At 64.7% G+C, this 15,709-nt stretch carries 13 protein-coding genes; all 13 read left to right on the top strand.

Annotated features, from left to right (window positions below):
* Positions 1 to 4 precede the first annotated feature (4 nt).
* The 13 genes from FJ423_RS04865 to ftsA all read left to right on the top strand — a co-directional run bounded on the left by FJ423_RS04865 (position 5) and on the right by ftsA (position 15,698).
* A complete protein-coding gene (locus tag FJ423_RS04865) occupies positions 5 to 400 on the top strand; it encodes a hypothetical protein (protein WP_095768987.1) in 396 nt (131 codons plus the stop codon).
* Positions 397 to 2,118 carry a penicillin-binding protein 2 gene (locus FJ423_RS04870; protein ID WP_140839697.1) on the top strand — a complete coding sequence of 574 codons (1,722 nt, stop codon included), beginning with the start codon at positions 397 to 399 and terminating at the stop codon, positions 2,116 to 2,118. The genes FJ423_RS04865 and FJ423_RS04870 overlap by 4 nt, the downstream gene beginning before the upstream one ends.
* 54 nt (positions 2,119 to 2,172) lie before the next feature.
* Positions 2,173 to 3,627 carry a UDP-N-acetylmuramoyl-L-alanyl-D-glutamate--2,6-diaminopimelate ligase gene (locus tag FJ423_RS04875; protein WP_140839699.1) on the top strand — a complete coding sequence of 485 codons (1,455 nt, stop codon included), beginning with the start codon at positions 2,173 to 2,175 and terminating at the stop codon, positions 3,625 to 3,627.
* Entirely contained in the window at positions 3,624 to 5,057 is a 1,434-nt protein-coding gene (locus tag FJ423_RS04880) for a UDP-N-acetylmuramoylalanyl-D-glutamyl-2,6-diaminopimelate--D-alanyl-D-alanine ligase (RefSeq protein ID WP_140839701.1), read from the top strand. The genes FJ423_RS04875 and FJ423_RS04880 overlap by 4 nt, the downstream gene beginning before the upstream one ends.
* Positions 5,058 to 5,083: 26 nt before the next feature.
* Complete coding sequence (mraY, locus tag FJ423_RS04885) at positions 5,084 to 6,166, top strand: phospho-N-acetylmuramoyl-pentapeptide-transferase (protein ID WP_095768991.1); 1,083 nt, start codon at positions 5,084 to 5,086, stop codon at positions 6,164 to 6,166.
* Positions 6,167 to 6,176: 10 nt separating this feature from the next.
* Entirely contained in the window at positions 6,177 to 7,577 is a 1,401-nt protein-coding gene (gene murD / locus FJ423_RS04890; RefSeq protein WP_140839703.1) for a UDP-N-acetylmuramoyl-L-alanine--D-glutamate ligase, read from the top strand.
* Positions 7,577 to 8,728 carry a putative lipid II flippase FtsW gene (gene ftsW, locus FJ423_RS04895; RefSeq protein ID WP_140839705.1) on the top strand — a complete coding sequence of 384 codons (1,152 nt, stop codon included), beginning with the start codon at positions 7,577 to 7,579 and terminating at the stop codon, positions 8,726 to 8,728. Before murD ends, ftsW begins: the two co-directional genes overlap by 1 nt.
* 6 nt (positions 8,729 to 8,734) lie before the next feature.
* Complete coding sequence (murG, locus tag FJ423_RS04900) at positions 8,735 to 9,859, top strand: undecaprenyldiphospho-muramoylpentapeptide beta-N-acetylglucosaminyltransferase (protein WP_140839707.1); 1,125 nt, start codon at positions 8,735 to 8,737, stop codon at positions 9,857 to 9,859.
* Positions 9,856 to 11,262, top strand: a complete 1,407-nt coding sequence (gene murC, locus FJ423_RS04905; RefSeq protein ID WP_140839709.1) for a UDP-N-acetylmuramate--L-alanine ligase — start codon at positions 9,856 to 9,858, stop codon at positions 11,260 to 11,262. The genes murG and murC overlap by 4 nt, the downstream gene beginning before the upstream one ends.
* On the top strand, positions 11,259 to 12,224 hold the full coding sequence (gene murB, locus FJ423_RS04910; protein WP_140839711.1) for a UDP-N-acetylmuramate dehydrogenase: 966 nt from the start codon (positions 11,259 to 11,261) through the stop codon (positions 12,222 to 12,224). Before murC ends, murB begins: the two co-directional genes overlap by 4 nt.
* Before the next feature lie 311 nt (positions 12,225 to 12,535).
* On the top strand, positions 12,536 to 13,462 hold the full coding sequence (locus FJ423_RS04915) for a D-alanine--D-alanine ligase (protein ID WP_140839713.1): 927 nt from the start codon (positions 12,536 to 12,538) through the stop codon (positions 13,460 to 13,462).
* Positions 13,450 to 14,394 carry a cell division protein FtsQ/DivIB gene (locus tag FJ423_RS04920; RefSeq protein WP_140839715.1) on the top strand — a complete coding sequence of 315 codons (945 nt, stop codon included), beginning with the start codon at positions 13,450 to 13,452 and terminating at the stop codon, positions 14,392 to 14,394. The genes FJ423_RS04915 and FJ423_RS04920 overlap by 13 nt, the downstream gene beginning before the upstream one ends.
* Positions 14,391 to 15,698 carry a cell division protein FtsA gene (gene ftsA, locus FJ423_RS04925; RefSeq protein WP_095768999.1) on the top strand — a complete coding sequence of 436 codons (1,308 nt, stop codon included), beginning with the start codon at positions 14,391 to 14,393 and terminating at the stop codon, positions 15,696 to 15,698. The genes FJ423_RS04920 and ftsA overlap by 4 nt, the downstream gene beginning before the upstream one ends.
* The last annotated feature ends 11 nt before the right edge of the window (positions 15,699 to 15,709 follow it).

Genomic DNA, 15,709 nt, shown 5'->3' on the forward strand with positions numbered 1-15,709 from the left:
GCACGTGTTTCGTACCAGCGACATAGTCCTGATCGCCGTCATGGTCTCGGCCGCGGCGCTGACCTACAAAACGAAGCGCGAAGCCGAAGAGCAACAGGCGGCGGTGCAGAAGATCCAGGCGCAGATCCACTACGAGGAAGAGACCATCGATCTCCTCAAGGCGGATTGGAGCCTGCTCACTCAGCCGTCGCGACTGCAGAAGCTTGCCGACGTCTATAAGAGCCAGCTCGGGCTCGAACCGGTCAACGCGCACCAGATCGGCGGCCTCGACGACATTCCCGTGAAACCCGTGACCATCGAAGACCTCTCCTCGCAGCAGCTTGGCGGCATGGCCGACAATTCGGGCAAGGAGCCCTCGGACGGCAAGGATCCGGTGGTCACCGGGAGCACCGTTCAATGATCGGCCTTCCAAGGATCGGCGGCCTGCTGACGCGCCGGAAGAAGCAGGCTGAGGACGGCTCGATCGTCGTCGACGCCGCCCGCAAGGCGACTGGCGGCAAGGCCAAGACGCGCATCGTCATGACCATGGCGGTGTTCTTCACCATCTATTCGACCATTGCCGGCCGGCTCGTCTATCTCGGGCTGCAGAATCCCGATCTTTCGGGCGGCCCGGAGAACCGCGTCACTGCATCGCGTCCGGATATCGTCGATCGCAATGGCGAGGTGCTGGCGACCGACATCAAGACCGCGTCGCTGTTTGCCGAGCCGCGCCGCATCGTCGACGCCGACGAAGCGATCGAGAGATTGTCGACCGTGCTGCCGGAGATCGACTACGAGCAGACCTATCGCAAGCTCAAGAGCGGCGCCGGCTTCGTGTGGTTGCAGCGCCAGCTGACGCCGAAGCAGCAGGCCGACATCCTGGCGCTGGGCGTTCCCGGCCTCGGCTTCCGCACCGAAAAGCGCCGCTTCTATCCGAGCGGCGAGACCTCGTCCTATATCGTCGGCCTCACCAACATCGACAACCAGGGCATCTCCGGCATGGAGAAGTATATCGACGAGCAGGGGCTGAGCGACCTGCAGGCGTCGGGGCTCGCGGTGGCCAAGGATCTCAAGCCGGTCAGGCTTTCGATCGATCTGCGCGTCCAGCATGTGGTGCGCGACGAGATCGCCGCAGGCCTTGAGCGCTATCGCGCCATCGGCGCCGGCGCCGTCGTGCTGAACATCAAGACCGGCGAAGTGATGGCCATGGCCTCGGTGCCGGATTTCGATCCGAACAATCCGTATAATGCGCAGGAGAAAGACCGACTGAACCGCATGTCGGCCGGTCTTTACGAGATGGGCTCAACCTTCAAGAGCTTCACCTCGGCCATGGCGCTCGATTCCGGCAAGGCGACGATGACGAGCCGCTTCGACGCTTCGCATCCGATCCGGGTCGGCCATCAGGCCATCCACGATTTCCACGGCAAGAACCGCGTGCTGTCGCTGCCGGAAGTGTTTCTCTTTTCGTCCAACATCGGGTCGGCCAGGGAGGCCGAGCTGGTCGGCATCGAAGGGCACCGCGAATTCCTGCACCGCCTCGGCATTCTGGACCGGATGCAGACCGAACTGCCGGAAGTCGCCCGCCCGACCGAACCCAAGGTCTGGAAACAGGTCAACTCGTTCACCATCGCCTTCGGCCACGGCGTGTCGACGACGCCGCTGCAGGCCGCCGTCGGCTGCGCGGCGCTGATGCAGGGCTATCTGATCGAGCCGACATTCCTGGTGCGCAGCGAGCAGGAGGCAATGGCGGTGGCCAAGAAAGTGGTCAGCGACCAGACGGTCGAAGGCATGCGCTATCTCTATACGCTCAACGCCGAGAAGGGTTCGGCCAGAAACGCCCGGGTTCCCGGCTATCGCGTTGGCGGCAAGACCGGAACGGCTGAGAAAGTCATCAACGGCCGCTACTCCAAGGACTTGAATTTCAATACTTTCGTCGCCGCCTTCCCGATGGACGATCCGCAATATCTGGTGTTCACGATCGCCGACGCCCCGCATCCTGAAAAGCCCGGGATGACCGACGTTGCCGCCAACAATGCGGGGGTCATGGCCGGCAACATCATCAGACGCGCGGCCGCCATGCTTGGCGTGAAGCCAGATTTCAGCCATGAAAATGGTGCAACGCTGGTTTCCTATCAGTGATTCTTGGGGCGCGCCGGCAACTGCGCGCTATTTTGTTGCGGTGAACGGGACTCAATGCAGCTAAAAGATCTAGCCGGCATCCTGCCTGTCGAGGGAACAGCTTCCCCCGATCTGGAGGTGACCGGACTTTCCTCCGATTCCCGCGCGGTCAAGACCGGCGTCGTCTTCTTCGCGCTTGCCGGCAGCAAGGCCGATGGCTCGACCTATGCCGCCGATGCCGCGGCCCGCGGCGCGGCTGCGATCGTCACCGGCAAGGGCGCGAGCGTCTCCAGCCTGTCGATCCCGGTCCTTGCCGTCGATGATCCGCGCCTGGCGCTGGCGCTCAGCGCAGCGCGCTTCTTCGGACGCCAGCCGCAGACCATGGTCGCCGTCACCGGCACCGCCGGCAAGACATCCGTCGCCGCCTTCACCCGGCAGATCTGGGAGCAGGCGGGTTTTGCCGCCGCCTCGATCGGCACAACCGGCGTCGTAGCGCCCGGCCGCAACGAATATGGCTCGCTGACGACGCCCGACCCGGTGGCGTTGCACCGATTGCTCAAGGAGCTGGCGGATGCGGGCGTCACCCACGCCTCGATGGAAGCTTCGAGCCACGGCCTCGACCAGCGCCGCCTCGACGGGGTGAAGCTGGCGGCCGGCGCTTTCACCAATCTCGGCCGCGACCACATGGATTACCATCCGACGGTGGAGGATTATCACCGCGCCAAGCTGCGCCTGTTCGACACGCTGCTGCCGAAGGGCGCGCCCGCCATCGTCTTTGCCGACGATCCGTGGTCGGAGCCGACCATCGAAGCCGCGAAAGCGGCGGGGCTGGAAGTGCTGACCGTCGGCCGCCATGGCGATTTCCTGACGCTGAAGCGGGTCGAGCATGAGCGGCATCGCCAGCGCGCCGAAATCGTGGCCGACGGCGTGCTGCACGAGGTCGACCTGCCTTTGGCCGGCGATTTCCAGATCGCCAACGCGCTGGTCTCGGCTGGGCTTGCTATCACGACTGGAACACCCGCGGGCAAGGCCTTGGCGGCATTGGAGAAATTGAAGGGTGCGCCGGGCCGGCTCGACCTCGTCGGCGCCACCGCGGCCGGCGCTCCCGTTTATGTCGACTACGCCCACAAGCCCGATGCGCTGGAGAATGTGCTGACCTCGGTCCGGCCTTTCACCACGGGGCGCGTCGTCGTGGTGTTCGGCTGCGGCGGCGACCGCGACCGGGGAAAAAGGCCGATCATGGGCGAGATCGCGACCCGGCTCGCCGATGTCGTCATCGTCACCGACGACAACCCGCGTACGGAAGTGCCCGAGACCATCCGCGCCGCGATCCTTGCTGCCGCGCCCGGCGCCATCGAGATCGGCGACCGCCGCAAGGCGATCCACGAGGCGGTGGCGATGCTTCGCGCCGGCGACACGCTCATCGTCGCCGGCAAGGGACATGAGGAAGGCCAGACCGTCGGCACCGAAACCTTTCACTTCTCCGACCATGAGGAAGTGCGTGAGGCGCTCAAGGAGCGTGCCGCATGAACCTGCTGTGGACGTCGGAAGCGCTGGTCGAAGCCATGGGCGGCAGGCCGATCGGCTTGCTGCCGGAGGGCATCACCGGCATTTCGATCGACAGCCGCAGTCTGGAACCGGGAAACGCCTTCTTCGCCATCAAGGGCGAAGCGATGGACGGCCATGATTTCGCGACCGCGGCGGTCAAGGCCGGAGCGGCGGTGCTGGTCGTCGCCGAGGGCAAGCTGCCGTCGCTCGGCCGGCTAACGGCGCCGATGATCGTCGTGCAGGACGTGCTCGCGGCCCTCGAGAAGCTCGGCGTGGCGGCGCGGGCTCGCTCGAAGGCCAGGATCATCGCGGTCACCGGCTCGGCCGGCAAGACGACCACCAAGGAAGCGCTGCGCCATGTGCTGTCGGCGGTCGGCAAGGTGCATGCTTCGGCGCAGTCGTTCAACAACCATTGGGGCGTGCCGCTGACGCTGGCGCGCATGCCGCAGGACTGCGACTATGCCGTCTTCGAGATCGGCATGAACCATCCAGGCGAGATCCGGCCGCTGGTAAAGATGGTCAGGCCGCATGTCGCCATCGTGACCATAATCGCCGCCGCTCATCTCGGCTTCTTCAAGAATCTGGACGAGATCGCCATGGCCAAGGCCGAGATTTTCGAGGGAATCGAGCCGGGTGGCGCCGCGCTGCTCAACCGTGACGATCCACGCTGGAAGCTGCTCGGCAAAATGGCGAAAGAGGCGGGTGTCGAGCATGTCTTCGGCTTCGGCGAAAATGTCCGCTCGGCGTTCCGCCTTGTCGGCTGCGAGCTTCATGCCGACCATTCCGACATCGCCGTCAAGATCGGCAAGAGGGACCTGACGGCTCGTGTAGGGGCGCCCGGCCGCCATATCGTGCAGAACGTGCTGGCGGTGCTGGGCGGCTCGCAGCTGGTCGGCGCCGACCTCGACAAGGTCGCGGCGGCACTGGCAGATCTTTCGGCCGAGCGCGGGCGGGGCCGGCGCCATATCCTGCATCATCCCAACGGGCCGATCACGCTGATCGACGAGAGCTACAACGCCAATCCGGCGTCGATGGCGGCGGCAATGGCGCTGCTCAACGCCACGCCGGTCGCGGGCGAGGGCCGGCGCATCGCCGTGCTCGGCGACATGCTGGAGCTCGGCAGCCATTCGGCAGATCTCCACGCAGCGCTTGCCAAGCTGATCGTCGGCACGGGCACGCGCAACGTCTTTCTCGGCGGCCCGGAAATGCAGGCGCTGGCCGAGGCCCTGCCGTCAGACATTGCAACCGAGTATCGATCGGGAGCGGAAGAACTGAAGCCGATCGTGATCGCCGCGCTCAGGCCCGGCGACGTGGTGATGGTCAAGTCGTCGAAGGGCATCGGGTTTTCAAAGCTGGTCGAGGCATTGCTCGGCAAATTTCCGGCGGAAGCCACAAACATTAAGCCGGCCTAGGTCGGGCTCCGGGGGACGGAAGGACCATGTTCACACTGCTCGTCGATTTCGCGGACAAGATCTCGTTCTTCAACGTCTTCCGCTACATCACTTTTCGTACAGGCGGCGCGCTGATCACGTCGGCGCTTATCGTCTTCATCTTTGGGCCGACGATCATCAATTCGCTGCGCCTGCGGCAGGGCAAGGGCCAGCCGATCCGCGCCGACGGCCCGCAGACGCATTTCAAGAAGGCCGGAACGCCGACCATGGGCGGGCTGATGATCCTGTCCGGCATCATCGGTTCGTCGCTCTTATGGGCAAACCTGTCCAGCATCTATGTCTGGGTCGTGTTGCTGGTCACCGTCGGCTTCGGCTCGATCGGCTTCTACGACGACTATCTCAAGGTCACCAAGCAGTCGCATCTGGGTTTCTCCGGTAAGGCCCGCCTGGCGATCGAGTTCGTCATCGCCGCCATCGCGGCCTGGGTGATTATGCATAACGGCCAGGCGCCGTTCTCGTCGTCGCTGACCTTTCCCTTCGCCAAGGAATTCCTGATCAACCTCGGCTGGTTCTTCGTGCCGTTCTCCTGCTTCGTCATTGTTGGCGCCGGCAATGCGGTGAACCTGACCGACGGCCTCGACGGCCTGGCGATCGTGCCGATCATGATCGCGGCGGCGTCCTTCGGCGTCATCGCCTATCTTTCGGGCAACGCGGTGTTCGCCGAATATCTGCAGATCCATTTCGTTCCCGGCACCGGTGAGCTCGCCGTCGTGCTCGGCGCGGTGATCGGCGCGGGCCTCGGCTTCCTTTGGTTCAACGCGCCGCCGGCCGCGATCTTCATGGGCGACACCGGCTCGCTGGCGATGGGCGGGCTGATCGGCACCATCGCGGTCGCTACCAAGCATGAGATCGTGCTGGTGATCGTCGGCGGCCTGTTCGTGGTCGAGATCCTGTCGGTCATCATCCAGGTCGGCTATTTCAAGATGACCGGCAAGCGCGTCTTCCTGATGGCGCCGATCCATCACCATTTCGAAAAGCTCGGCTGGACCGAAAGCCAGGTGGTGATACGCTTCTGGATCATTGCCGTCATCCTGGCGCTGGTCGGCCTGTCCACCCTTAAGCTCAGATAGGACTCGCTGCTTGATCCCCGCTGCTTCCTTTTCAGGCAAACGCATTTCGCTCTTCGGGCTTGGCGGCTCGGGGATCGCCACCGCGCATGCGCTGATCGCCGGCGGCGCCGAGGTGCTGGCCTGGGACGACAATCCGGACAGCGTCGCCAAGGCAGCGGCCGCGGGGATTACGACCGGAGATCTGCGCGTGACCGACTGGCCGCGTTTCGCCGCCTTCGTGCTGTCGCCGGGGGTGCCGCTGACGCATCCGAAGCCGCATTGGACGGTGGAGCTGGCGCGCGGCGCCGGCGTCGAGGTGATCGGCGATATCGAGCTGTTCTGCCGCGAACGCAACAGCCACGCGCCGGCAGCACCCTTCATCGCGATTACCGGCACCAACGGCAAGTCGACGACGACGGCGCTGACGGCGCATATCGTGAAGTCGGCGGGCCGCGACACGCAGATGGGCGGCAATATCGGTCGTGCCGTCATGACGCTCGATCCGCCCGAGCCGACGCGGCACTATGTGGTCGAGTGCTCGTCCTACCAGATCGATCTCGCGCCCTCCATCAATCCGACCGCCGGCATCCTGCTCAACCTTACGCCAGACCATCTCGACCGGCACGGCACGATGGCGCATTACGCCTCGATCAAGGAGAGGCTGGTCGCCGGCAGCGACACCGCGATCGTCGGCGTCGACGATTCCTGGTGCGCCCAGATCGCCGACCGACTGGAGCGCGCCGGCCGGCAGGTCATCCGCATTTCCAAGCGCCTGCCTTTGACCGACGGCTATTTCGCCGACGGCACCAATCTGATGGAAGCTGTGCACGGCCGCTACAGCCGCGTCGCCTTCCTCGAAGGCGTCGGGTCGCTGCGCGGCCAGCACAACGCGCAGAACGCGCTGGCCGCCGTCGCCGCGTGCCTGAGGATCGGGCTCGATCTCGGCGAGATCCAGGCCGGCCTCGAGAGCTTCCCGGGGCTGGCGCATCGCATGGAGCAGGTCGGCCGCAAGGACCATGTGCTGTTCGTCAACGATTCCAAGGCGACCAATGCCGATGCGGCCGCACCCGCGCTGTCGAGCTTCAACCGCGTCTATTGGATCGCCGGCGGCCTGCCCAAGGAAGGCGGCATCGAGCCGCTGCGCGGCTTCTTCCCGCGCATCGCCAAGGCCTATCTGATCGGCGAGGCGGCGCCAGCGTTCTCGGCGACGCTCGGCGAGGCAGTACCCTACGAAATATCCGGAACGCTGGCGGCGGCGGTCGAGCATGCCGCCAATGACGCGGCAAAGGACACCGGCGGCGAGGCCGTGGTGCTGCTTTCGCCGGCTTGCGCCAGTTTCGACCAGTTCAAGAATTTCGAAGTTCGCGGCGAAGCCTTCAGGCAAGCTGCGACTGCTATTGATGGGGTGAAATCCATCGGAGGGCCACGTTGATGCAAAGCCGTCTCGACAAAAGTCCTGTCGCCACCTGGTGGTGGACGATCGATCGCTGGTTCCTGGCGGCATTCCTGTCGCTGATGGGACTGGGCATCGTGCTGTCCTTCGCCGCAAGCCCGGCGGTGGCCGAGCGTATCGGCCTCGACAGCTTCCACTTCGCCACGCGCCAGATCATCTTCACCATCCCGGCGCTTATCGTGATGCTGGCAGTCTCTTTCCTGGAGGCGCGGCAGATAAGGCGGATGTCGCTGGTGATGATCTGCATCATGCTGGTGCTGATGGTGGCGGTGCTCTACATCGGCGTCGAGGTGAAGGGGGCGCGGCGCTGGGTATCGCTCGCCGGTCTTTCCATCCAGCCGTCCGAGTTCCTGAAACCGGCGTTCGTCATCATCTGCGCCTGGCTGTTTGCGGAGCACAGGCGCCAGCCAGACATTCCCGGCAATCTGTTCGCCATGCTTTTGCTGGCGCTGGTCATCTCGCTTCTGGTGGCTCAGCCCGATCTCGGCCAGACCATGCTGGTGCTGGGCACCTGGGGCGTGATGTTCTTCATGGCCGGCCTGCCCTGGTTCTGGATCGTCGCGCTGGGGGCTGCCGGGGTCGGCGGCGTGTTCGCGGCCTATACGGTGTTTCCGCACGTCGCCGCGCGCATCGACAAGTTCATGACCGGCGAAGGCGACACCTTCCAGGTCGATATGGGCCGCGAGGCGCTGATCAATGGCGGCTGGTTCGGCGTCGGCCCGGGCGAGGGCACGGTGAAGCGGGTCATCCCCGACAGCCACGCCGACTTCGTCTTCTCGGTCGCCGGCGAGGAGTTCGGCCTCATAATGTGCTTCTTCATCATGTCGATCTTCGCCTTCATCGTGCTGCGCGGCCTGAGCATCGCGCTCAAGGAGCAGGACGATTTCACCCGCTATGGGGTGGGCGGCCTCGTCACCGTCTTCGGCCTGCAATCGGCCATCAACATGTGCGTGAACCTGCAGCTGATGCCGGCCAAGGGCATGACGCTGCCCTTCATCTCCTATGGCGGCTCCTCGCAGATCGCCATCGCCGTCTCGATGGGCATGGTTCTCGCCTTGACGCGCAAGCGTCCGGAAAAGCGCAAGCAGATGGGCTTCGTCCTTTCGCAGCGCGCAATGCCGGCGGAATGAGGCAGGATGGCGAAGGGTGTCATCCTGCTTGCGGCCGGCGGAACGGGCGGACATCTGTTTCCGGCCGAGGCGCTGGCGCATGAGCTGATCGAGCGCGGCTGGAAGGTGCATCTTGCCACCGACAATCGCGCCGAGCGCTATTCCCGCCATTTCCCGGCAGCCGACATTCACACCATCCCCTCGGCAACGCTGGGTTCGAAGAACCCGGTCGCCATGCTCTCGGCCTTCTGGCAGATCTGGCAAGGCGTGCGGGAGGCCGGCCGTGTAATCGCCAGGATCAAGCCGGAGGCTGTCGTCGGCTTCGGCGGCTATCCGACGCTGCCGCCGCTCTATGCCGCGACAAGGCGAAAAGTGCCGACGCTGATCCATGAGCAGAACGCCGTCATGGGCCGCGCCAACAAGGCGCTCGCCCGCCGCGTCGACGCGATAGCCGGCGGCTTCCTGCCGGAAGGGGCGAGCGCCACCGGCGCAAAGACCGTGACCACCGGCAATCCGGTCAGGCCGCAGATCCTCGAAGCGGCGAAGGCGCCATATCTGGCCTCCAACGAGGGCGAGCCGTTCCGCTTCCTGGTGTTTGGCGGCAGCCAGGGCGCGCAATTCTTTTCCGACGCGGTGCCCGCGGCGATCGCGCTGCTGCCGCAAGACCTGCGCAAGCGGCTGGTGATCACCCAGCAGGCGCGCGCCGAGGATGTGGCGCGGGTGAAGGCGGCCTATGCCGATCTCGGCGTCGACGCCCAGGTTTCGCCCTTCTTTACTGACATGGCGGCGCGCATCGGGGCGGCGCATCTGGTGATGTCGCGTTCCGGCGCCTCGACGGTTTCGGAAATCGCCGTCATCGGCCGGCCGGCACTGCTGGTGCCTTATCCGCACGCGCTCGACCACGATCAGGCGGCGAATGCGGCAGCCCTTGCCGCCGCCGGGGGAGCCGAGCTCCATCCGCAGTCGACGCTGTCGGCGGCGCGCATCGCCGAGCTGGTCGGCGGGCTGGTCAAGGACCCGAACCGGCTGGCGACCATGGCCGCCGCCGCCCGCTCGGCCGGGAAACCGAACGCGGCGCGGTTGCTCGCCGATCTGACAGAGGCTATTGCGTCCGGCAAAACGGTTTCGGACTACAGGAGGACGCGCCCATGAAGATGCCGCAGACGATCGGGCTTGTGCATTTCATCGGCATTGGCGGCATCGGCATGAGCGGCATCGCCGAGGTGCTGCACAATCTGGGCTACAAGGTGCAAGGGTCCGACCAGGCCGACGGCGCCAATGTGCAGCGGTTGCGCGACAAGGGCATCGAATGCTTCGTCGGCCACAAGGCCGAGAATGTCGGCGATGCCGAAGTCGTGGTTGTTTCGACCGCGATCAAGAAGTCCAACCCTGAGCTCAAGGCCGCGCGCGAGAAGCTTTTGCCGATCGTGCGCCGGGCCGAGATGCTGGCCGAACTGATGCGTTTCCGCCAGGCGGTCGCCATCGGCGGCACGCATGGCAAGACGACGACCACCTCGATGGTGGCGACGCTGCTCGAGGCCGGCGGGCTCGACCCGACCGTCATCAATGGCGGCATCATCAACGCCTACGGCACCAATGCCCGCATGGGCGACGGCGAGTGGATGGTGGTCGAAGCCGACGAGAGCGACGGCACCTTCCTGAAACTGCCGGCCGACATCGCCGTCGTCACCAACATCGATCCCGAGCATCTCGACCACTATGGGAGCTTCGACAAGGTGCGCGAGGCGTTCCGCCAGTTCGTCGAGAACGTGCCGTTCTACGGTTTCGGCGTGATGTGCACCGACCATCCGGAAGTGCAGGCGCTGGTCGGCCGCATCGAGGATCGGCGCGTCATCACCTATGGCGAGAACGCGCAGGCCGACGTGCGCTTCACCAATCATCGCATGCAAGGCGCGATTTCCGAATTCGATATCGTCATCCGCGATCGCAAGGGGCGGGGCACGACGTCGATAAATGACCTGCGCCTGCCGATGCCCGGCCGGCACAACGTCTCCAACGCGACGGCGGCGATCGCGGTGGCGCATGAGCTTGGCCTCTCGGCCGAGGCGATCAAGAAGGGCCTTTCGTCCTTCGCGGGCGTCAAGCGGCGCTTCACCCGTACCGGCTCGTGGAACGGTGTCGAGGTGTTCGACGATTACGGCCACCACCCGGTCGAGATCGCGGCGGTGCTGAAGGCCGCGCGCAGCGCGACCAAGGGGCGTGTCATCGCCATCGCGCAGCCGCATCGCTTCACCCGGCTTCACGATCTCTTCGAGGAATTCTCGGTCTGCTTCAACGACGCCGACACGGTCATGGTGGCGCCGGTCTACGCGGCCGGCGAGGAACCCATCGAAGGCGTGACTTCCGACGCGTTGGTGTCGCGCATCCGCTCCGGCGGCCACCGCGACGCACGCTATATCGATGGTCAGGCAGCAATCGCGCCCGCCATTCGCGAGCTTGCCAAGCCCGGCGATTTCGTCGTCTTCCTCGGCGCCGGCAACATCACGCAATGGGCCTATGCGCTGCCCAAGGAACTTGGTGGGACGCCCTCATGATGCGCGGCCAGGACCTGATCGATAAACTCGGCGACAAGCTTGCCGGCCTGCGCGGCCGTATCACGCCGAACGCCGAGATGGACAAGATCACCTGGTTCCGGGCCGGCGGCCTCGCCGAGGCGCTGTTCCAGCCGGCCGACGAGGAGGACCTCGCGGCCTTCCTGCGCGCGGTGCCGGAAGAGATACCGGTCGTGGTGGTCGGCGTCGGCTCGAACCTTCTGGTGCGCGACGGCGGCATTCCGGGTTTTGTCGTTAGGCTCTCGGCCAAGGGTTTCGGCGAGGCCGAGACCACCGGGCCGACCACGATCAAAGCCGGCGCGGCGACGCCGGACAAGCGCCTCGCGGCGGTGGCGTATGAAGCCGGCATTGGCGGCTTCCATTTCTATCACGGCATTCCTGGCGCTGTCGGCGGCGCGCTCAGGATGAATGCCGGCGCCAACGGCGTCGAGACGCGTGAGCGGGTCGTCGAGGTGAGGGCCCTGGATCGCAGGGGCAATCTCCATACGCTGAGCAATGCCGATATGGGCTATGCCTATCGCCATTCATCCGCGCCTGCAGGACTGATCTTCACCTCGGCCATTTTCGAAGGGTTTGCGGAAGACAAGGCGGAGATCAAGGCGGCAATGGATGCCGTGCAGAACCATCGCGAGACGGTGCAGCCGATCAGGGAGAAGACCGGCGGCTCGACCTTCCAGAATCCGGAAGGCACCTCGGCGTGGAAGGAGATCGACAAGGCCGGCTGCCGCGGGCTGATGATCGGCGGCGCGCAGATGTCGCCGATGCATTGCAACTTCATGATCAACACCGGCACGGCCACCGGCTACGACCTCGAATATCTGGGCGAGACGGTGCGGGCGCGGGTGCTCGAGAATTCGGGCATCCGGCTGCACTGGGAGATCAAGCGCCTCGGCAATTTCAGGCCCGGCCATGCGGTGCAGGAGTTTCTCGGGCAGCTTCTTTAGCTTAGGCTTAAGTTCATGTGATGCTTGAACTTCCAGTGATCTGAAACAGCCGTAGAACCGTTGCCTCAAAGACTCACAATTCACTTTTTGCGGCTGTTTTCGCGGAAAGTGAATCTCTCGGAATCATAGGTACTTGCCAGCGAATCAACTCTCTGATTCTCTGCCCTAAAGCGTTTCCTGATTTGAGTCGTTCGACGCGTTAAGCCGCGTTTTCCGTCCGGGGGGCAACCTGCCGGAGGGCTCGGACTCAATGTTTGGAAATGCGGTGCGGGAATATCGGTTGCAGGCCCGGCGTGAGAGGGGATGACGGGATGAAGAAGAAGCATGTGGCTGTCCTCCTGGGTGGATTCTCCTCGGAGCGGCCCGTGTCTCTGTCCTCGGGGAAGGCGTGTGCGGATGCGCTCGAGAATGAAGGCTATCAGGTCACCCGGGTCGATGTTTCGCGCGATGTCGGGTCTGTGCTTGCCGAGCTCAAGCCTGATGTCGCTTTCAACGCGCTGCACGGTCCGTTCGGCGAGGACGGCACCATCCAGGGAATTCTCGAATATCTCGCAATTCCCTACACCCATTCGGGTGTGCTCGCTTCGGCCTTGGCCATGAACAAGGAGCAGGCCAAGAAAATCGCCAAGGCGTCCGGCATTCCGGTCGCGGAGTCGAAGGTGGTCAACCGCTTCGCCGTCCAGAACAGGCATCCGATGAAGCCGCCTTATGTGGTCAAGCCGGTCAATGAGGGGTCGAGCTTCGGCGTGGTCATCGTGCATGAGGGGCAGTCGCATCCGCCGCAGGTGATCGGCTCCACGGAATGGCAATATGGCGAGATCGTCATGGTCGAGCGCTACATTCATGGCCGCGAATTGACCTGCGCGGTGATGGGCGATGTGGCGCTCGGCGTCTGCGAGATCATCCCGACCGGGCATTCCTTCTACGATTACGATTCAAAATACGTTCCCGGCGGATCAAAACACGAAATCCCTGCTAAAATTTCACCGAATATTTACCAAAAAATACAGACACTGGCCCTCAAGGCTCATCTTGCCATTGGTTGCCGGGGCGTCTCCCGATCGGACTTCCGTTACGACGATCGCCACTCCGAAAACGGCGAGGTTGTCTGGCTCGAGGTCAACACTCAGCCGGGCATGACGCCGACGTCTCTGGTGCCTGAAATCGCCGCGCAAGCGGGACATTCGTTCGGCGATTTGTTGAGTTGGATGGTGGAGGACGCTTCGTGTCTGCGTTGAGGTGGGGACAGGGTAATGGCGTCGGTGCGGCTGGTTTCGCGCTGTTCGGCATGTCGCTGTCATTCGACCGTTTCGTGCTGCCGCGTCAGCTTCGCCGGCCGATGCGCGTGCTGGCGCGTTTGTGCGGCGGCGAGTATGAGGCGCCGCGCTTTTCGGCGGCGATCCTTTCTGCCGCGCTGATCGCATCGAGCAGCGCCTATGGCGCCTATCTTGGCGGCTACGGCGACAGCATCGTGCAAGGCATCACGGCGCGCACCGGCTTTGCCGTCGACCAGATCAAGGTGGTCGGCAACCGCCAGACCTCCGAGATCGATGTGCTCGATCGGCTCGGCCTCGACGGCTGGACCTCGCTGATCGGCTTCGATGCCGAGGCCGCGCGCGAGCGCATCGCGACGCTGCCGTGGGTCGAGGGAGCCGCGGTGCGCAAGATCTACCCGCATACGCTGGAAGTGCGCATCGAGGAGCGTCAGCCCTTCGCGCTTTGGCAGCAGGGCACCTCGGTCTCGGTCATCGAGCGATCGGGCGAGATGATCGCGCCGTTCTCGGGCGGCAAGCAGGTGCTGCTGCCGCTGATCATCGGCACCGGCGCGCCGGCCATGGCGCCGGCCTTCCTCGCCAAGATCGAGCGCTATCCCGAGCTTGCGGCGCGGGTCAAAGGCTACATTCGGGTCGGCGAACGGCGCTGGGACCTGAGGCTTGAGAACGGCATCACGATCAAGCTGCCGGAAGACGGCGAGGACCAGGCGATCGCCGAGCTCGTCAAGATCGACCATGACAACGGATTGCTGACCCGCGACATCGCCGCCGTCGACATGCGGCTTTCCGACCGGCTCGTCGTGGAGCTGTCGCCGGAAGCGGCGACACAGCGCGAAGCAGCGCTCAGCGACAAGCCGAAGTCCCTGGCCAAGCGCAAGGTGGAGAGAAAGATATGAGCTGGCTTGGCGGCGGCAGCGACGCTTCTTCGCGCCGGTCGGGCACGCTCACGGTGCTCGATGTCGGCTCCAGCAAGGTCTGCTGCGTCGTGGCGAAGCTGAAGCCGAACGAGGACGGCAAGCTGCTGCGCGGACGTTCGCATCGCATCCAGGTGATCGGCATCGGCCACCAGAAATCGCAAGGTGTGAAGTCCGGCGTGGTGGTCGATCTCGATCGCGCCGAGCATGCCATCCGGCTTGCCGTCGATGCGGCCGAGCGCATGGCCGGGCTCACCGTCGATTCCCTCATCGTCAACATGACGGCTGGCCGGCTGAAGAGCGAAGCCTTCTCGGCGACCATCAATCTCGGCGGTCATCAGGTCGAGGAAGTCGACATCAAGCGCGTGCTCGCCGCCGGCGCCAAACAGGCGCTCAGGGCGGAGCGCGAGGTGATCCATTCGCTGCCCGTCGGTTTCTCGCTCGACGGCGAGCGCGGCATGCGCGACCCGCGCGGCATGATGGGCGATGCGCTTGGCGTCGACATGCATGTGCTGACGGGCGACGCGGCGCCGATGCGAAATCTGGAGCTTTGCATCAACCGCTCGCATCTGTCGGTCGAGCGCATGGTAGCGACGCCCTATGCCAGCGGGCTTGCCTCGCTGGTGGACGACGAGCTCGAAATGGGCGCAGCCTGTATCGACATGGGCGGCGGGACGACGACCATCTCGGTCTTCTCGGAGGGCAAGTTCGTCCATGGCGATGCGATCGCCATCGGCGGCAACCATGTGACGCTCGACATGGCCAAGGGCCTGTCGACCTCCCTCGATGCCGCGGAACGGCTGAAGGTGATGCATGGCTCGGCGCTGCCCGGCAGCGCTGACGACCGCGACCTCGTCTCGATCCAGCCGATCGGCGAGGAAGGCGATGTGCCGCTGCAGATACCGCGCTCGGTGATGACGCGCATCATTCGCGCCCGTATCGACGAGACGCTGGAGCTTCTGCGCGACCGGCTGAACAAGTCCGGCTACGGCAATGCCGTCGGCAAGCGAGTGGTGCTCACCGGCGGCGCAAGCCAGCTCGCCGGCCTGCCGGAAGCGGCGCGCCGCATTCTCGGGCGCAATGTGCGCATCGGCCGGCCGCTCGGCGTCGCAGGCCTGCCGGAGGCGGCCAAGGGACCGGCGTTCTCGACCCCGGTCGGACTGATGATCTATCCGCAGATGGCGAGCTTCGAGAGCCATTCGGCGAAAGGACTTTCCGGTTTCAGGATGACCGGAACGGGCGGAAAACTGCATCGCATGAGTCAGTGGTTGAGAGACAGTTTTTAATTTGACGGGGA

The organism is Mesorhizobium sp. B2-8-9 (assembly GCF_006439475.1).
Lineage (GTDB): Bacteria > Pseudomonadota > Alphaproteobacteria > Rhizobiales > Rhizobiaceae > Mesorhizobium.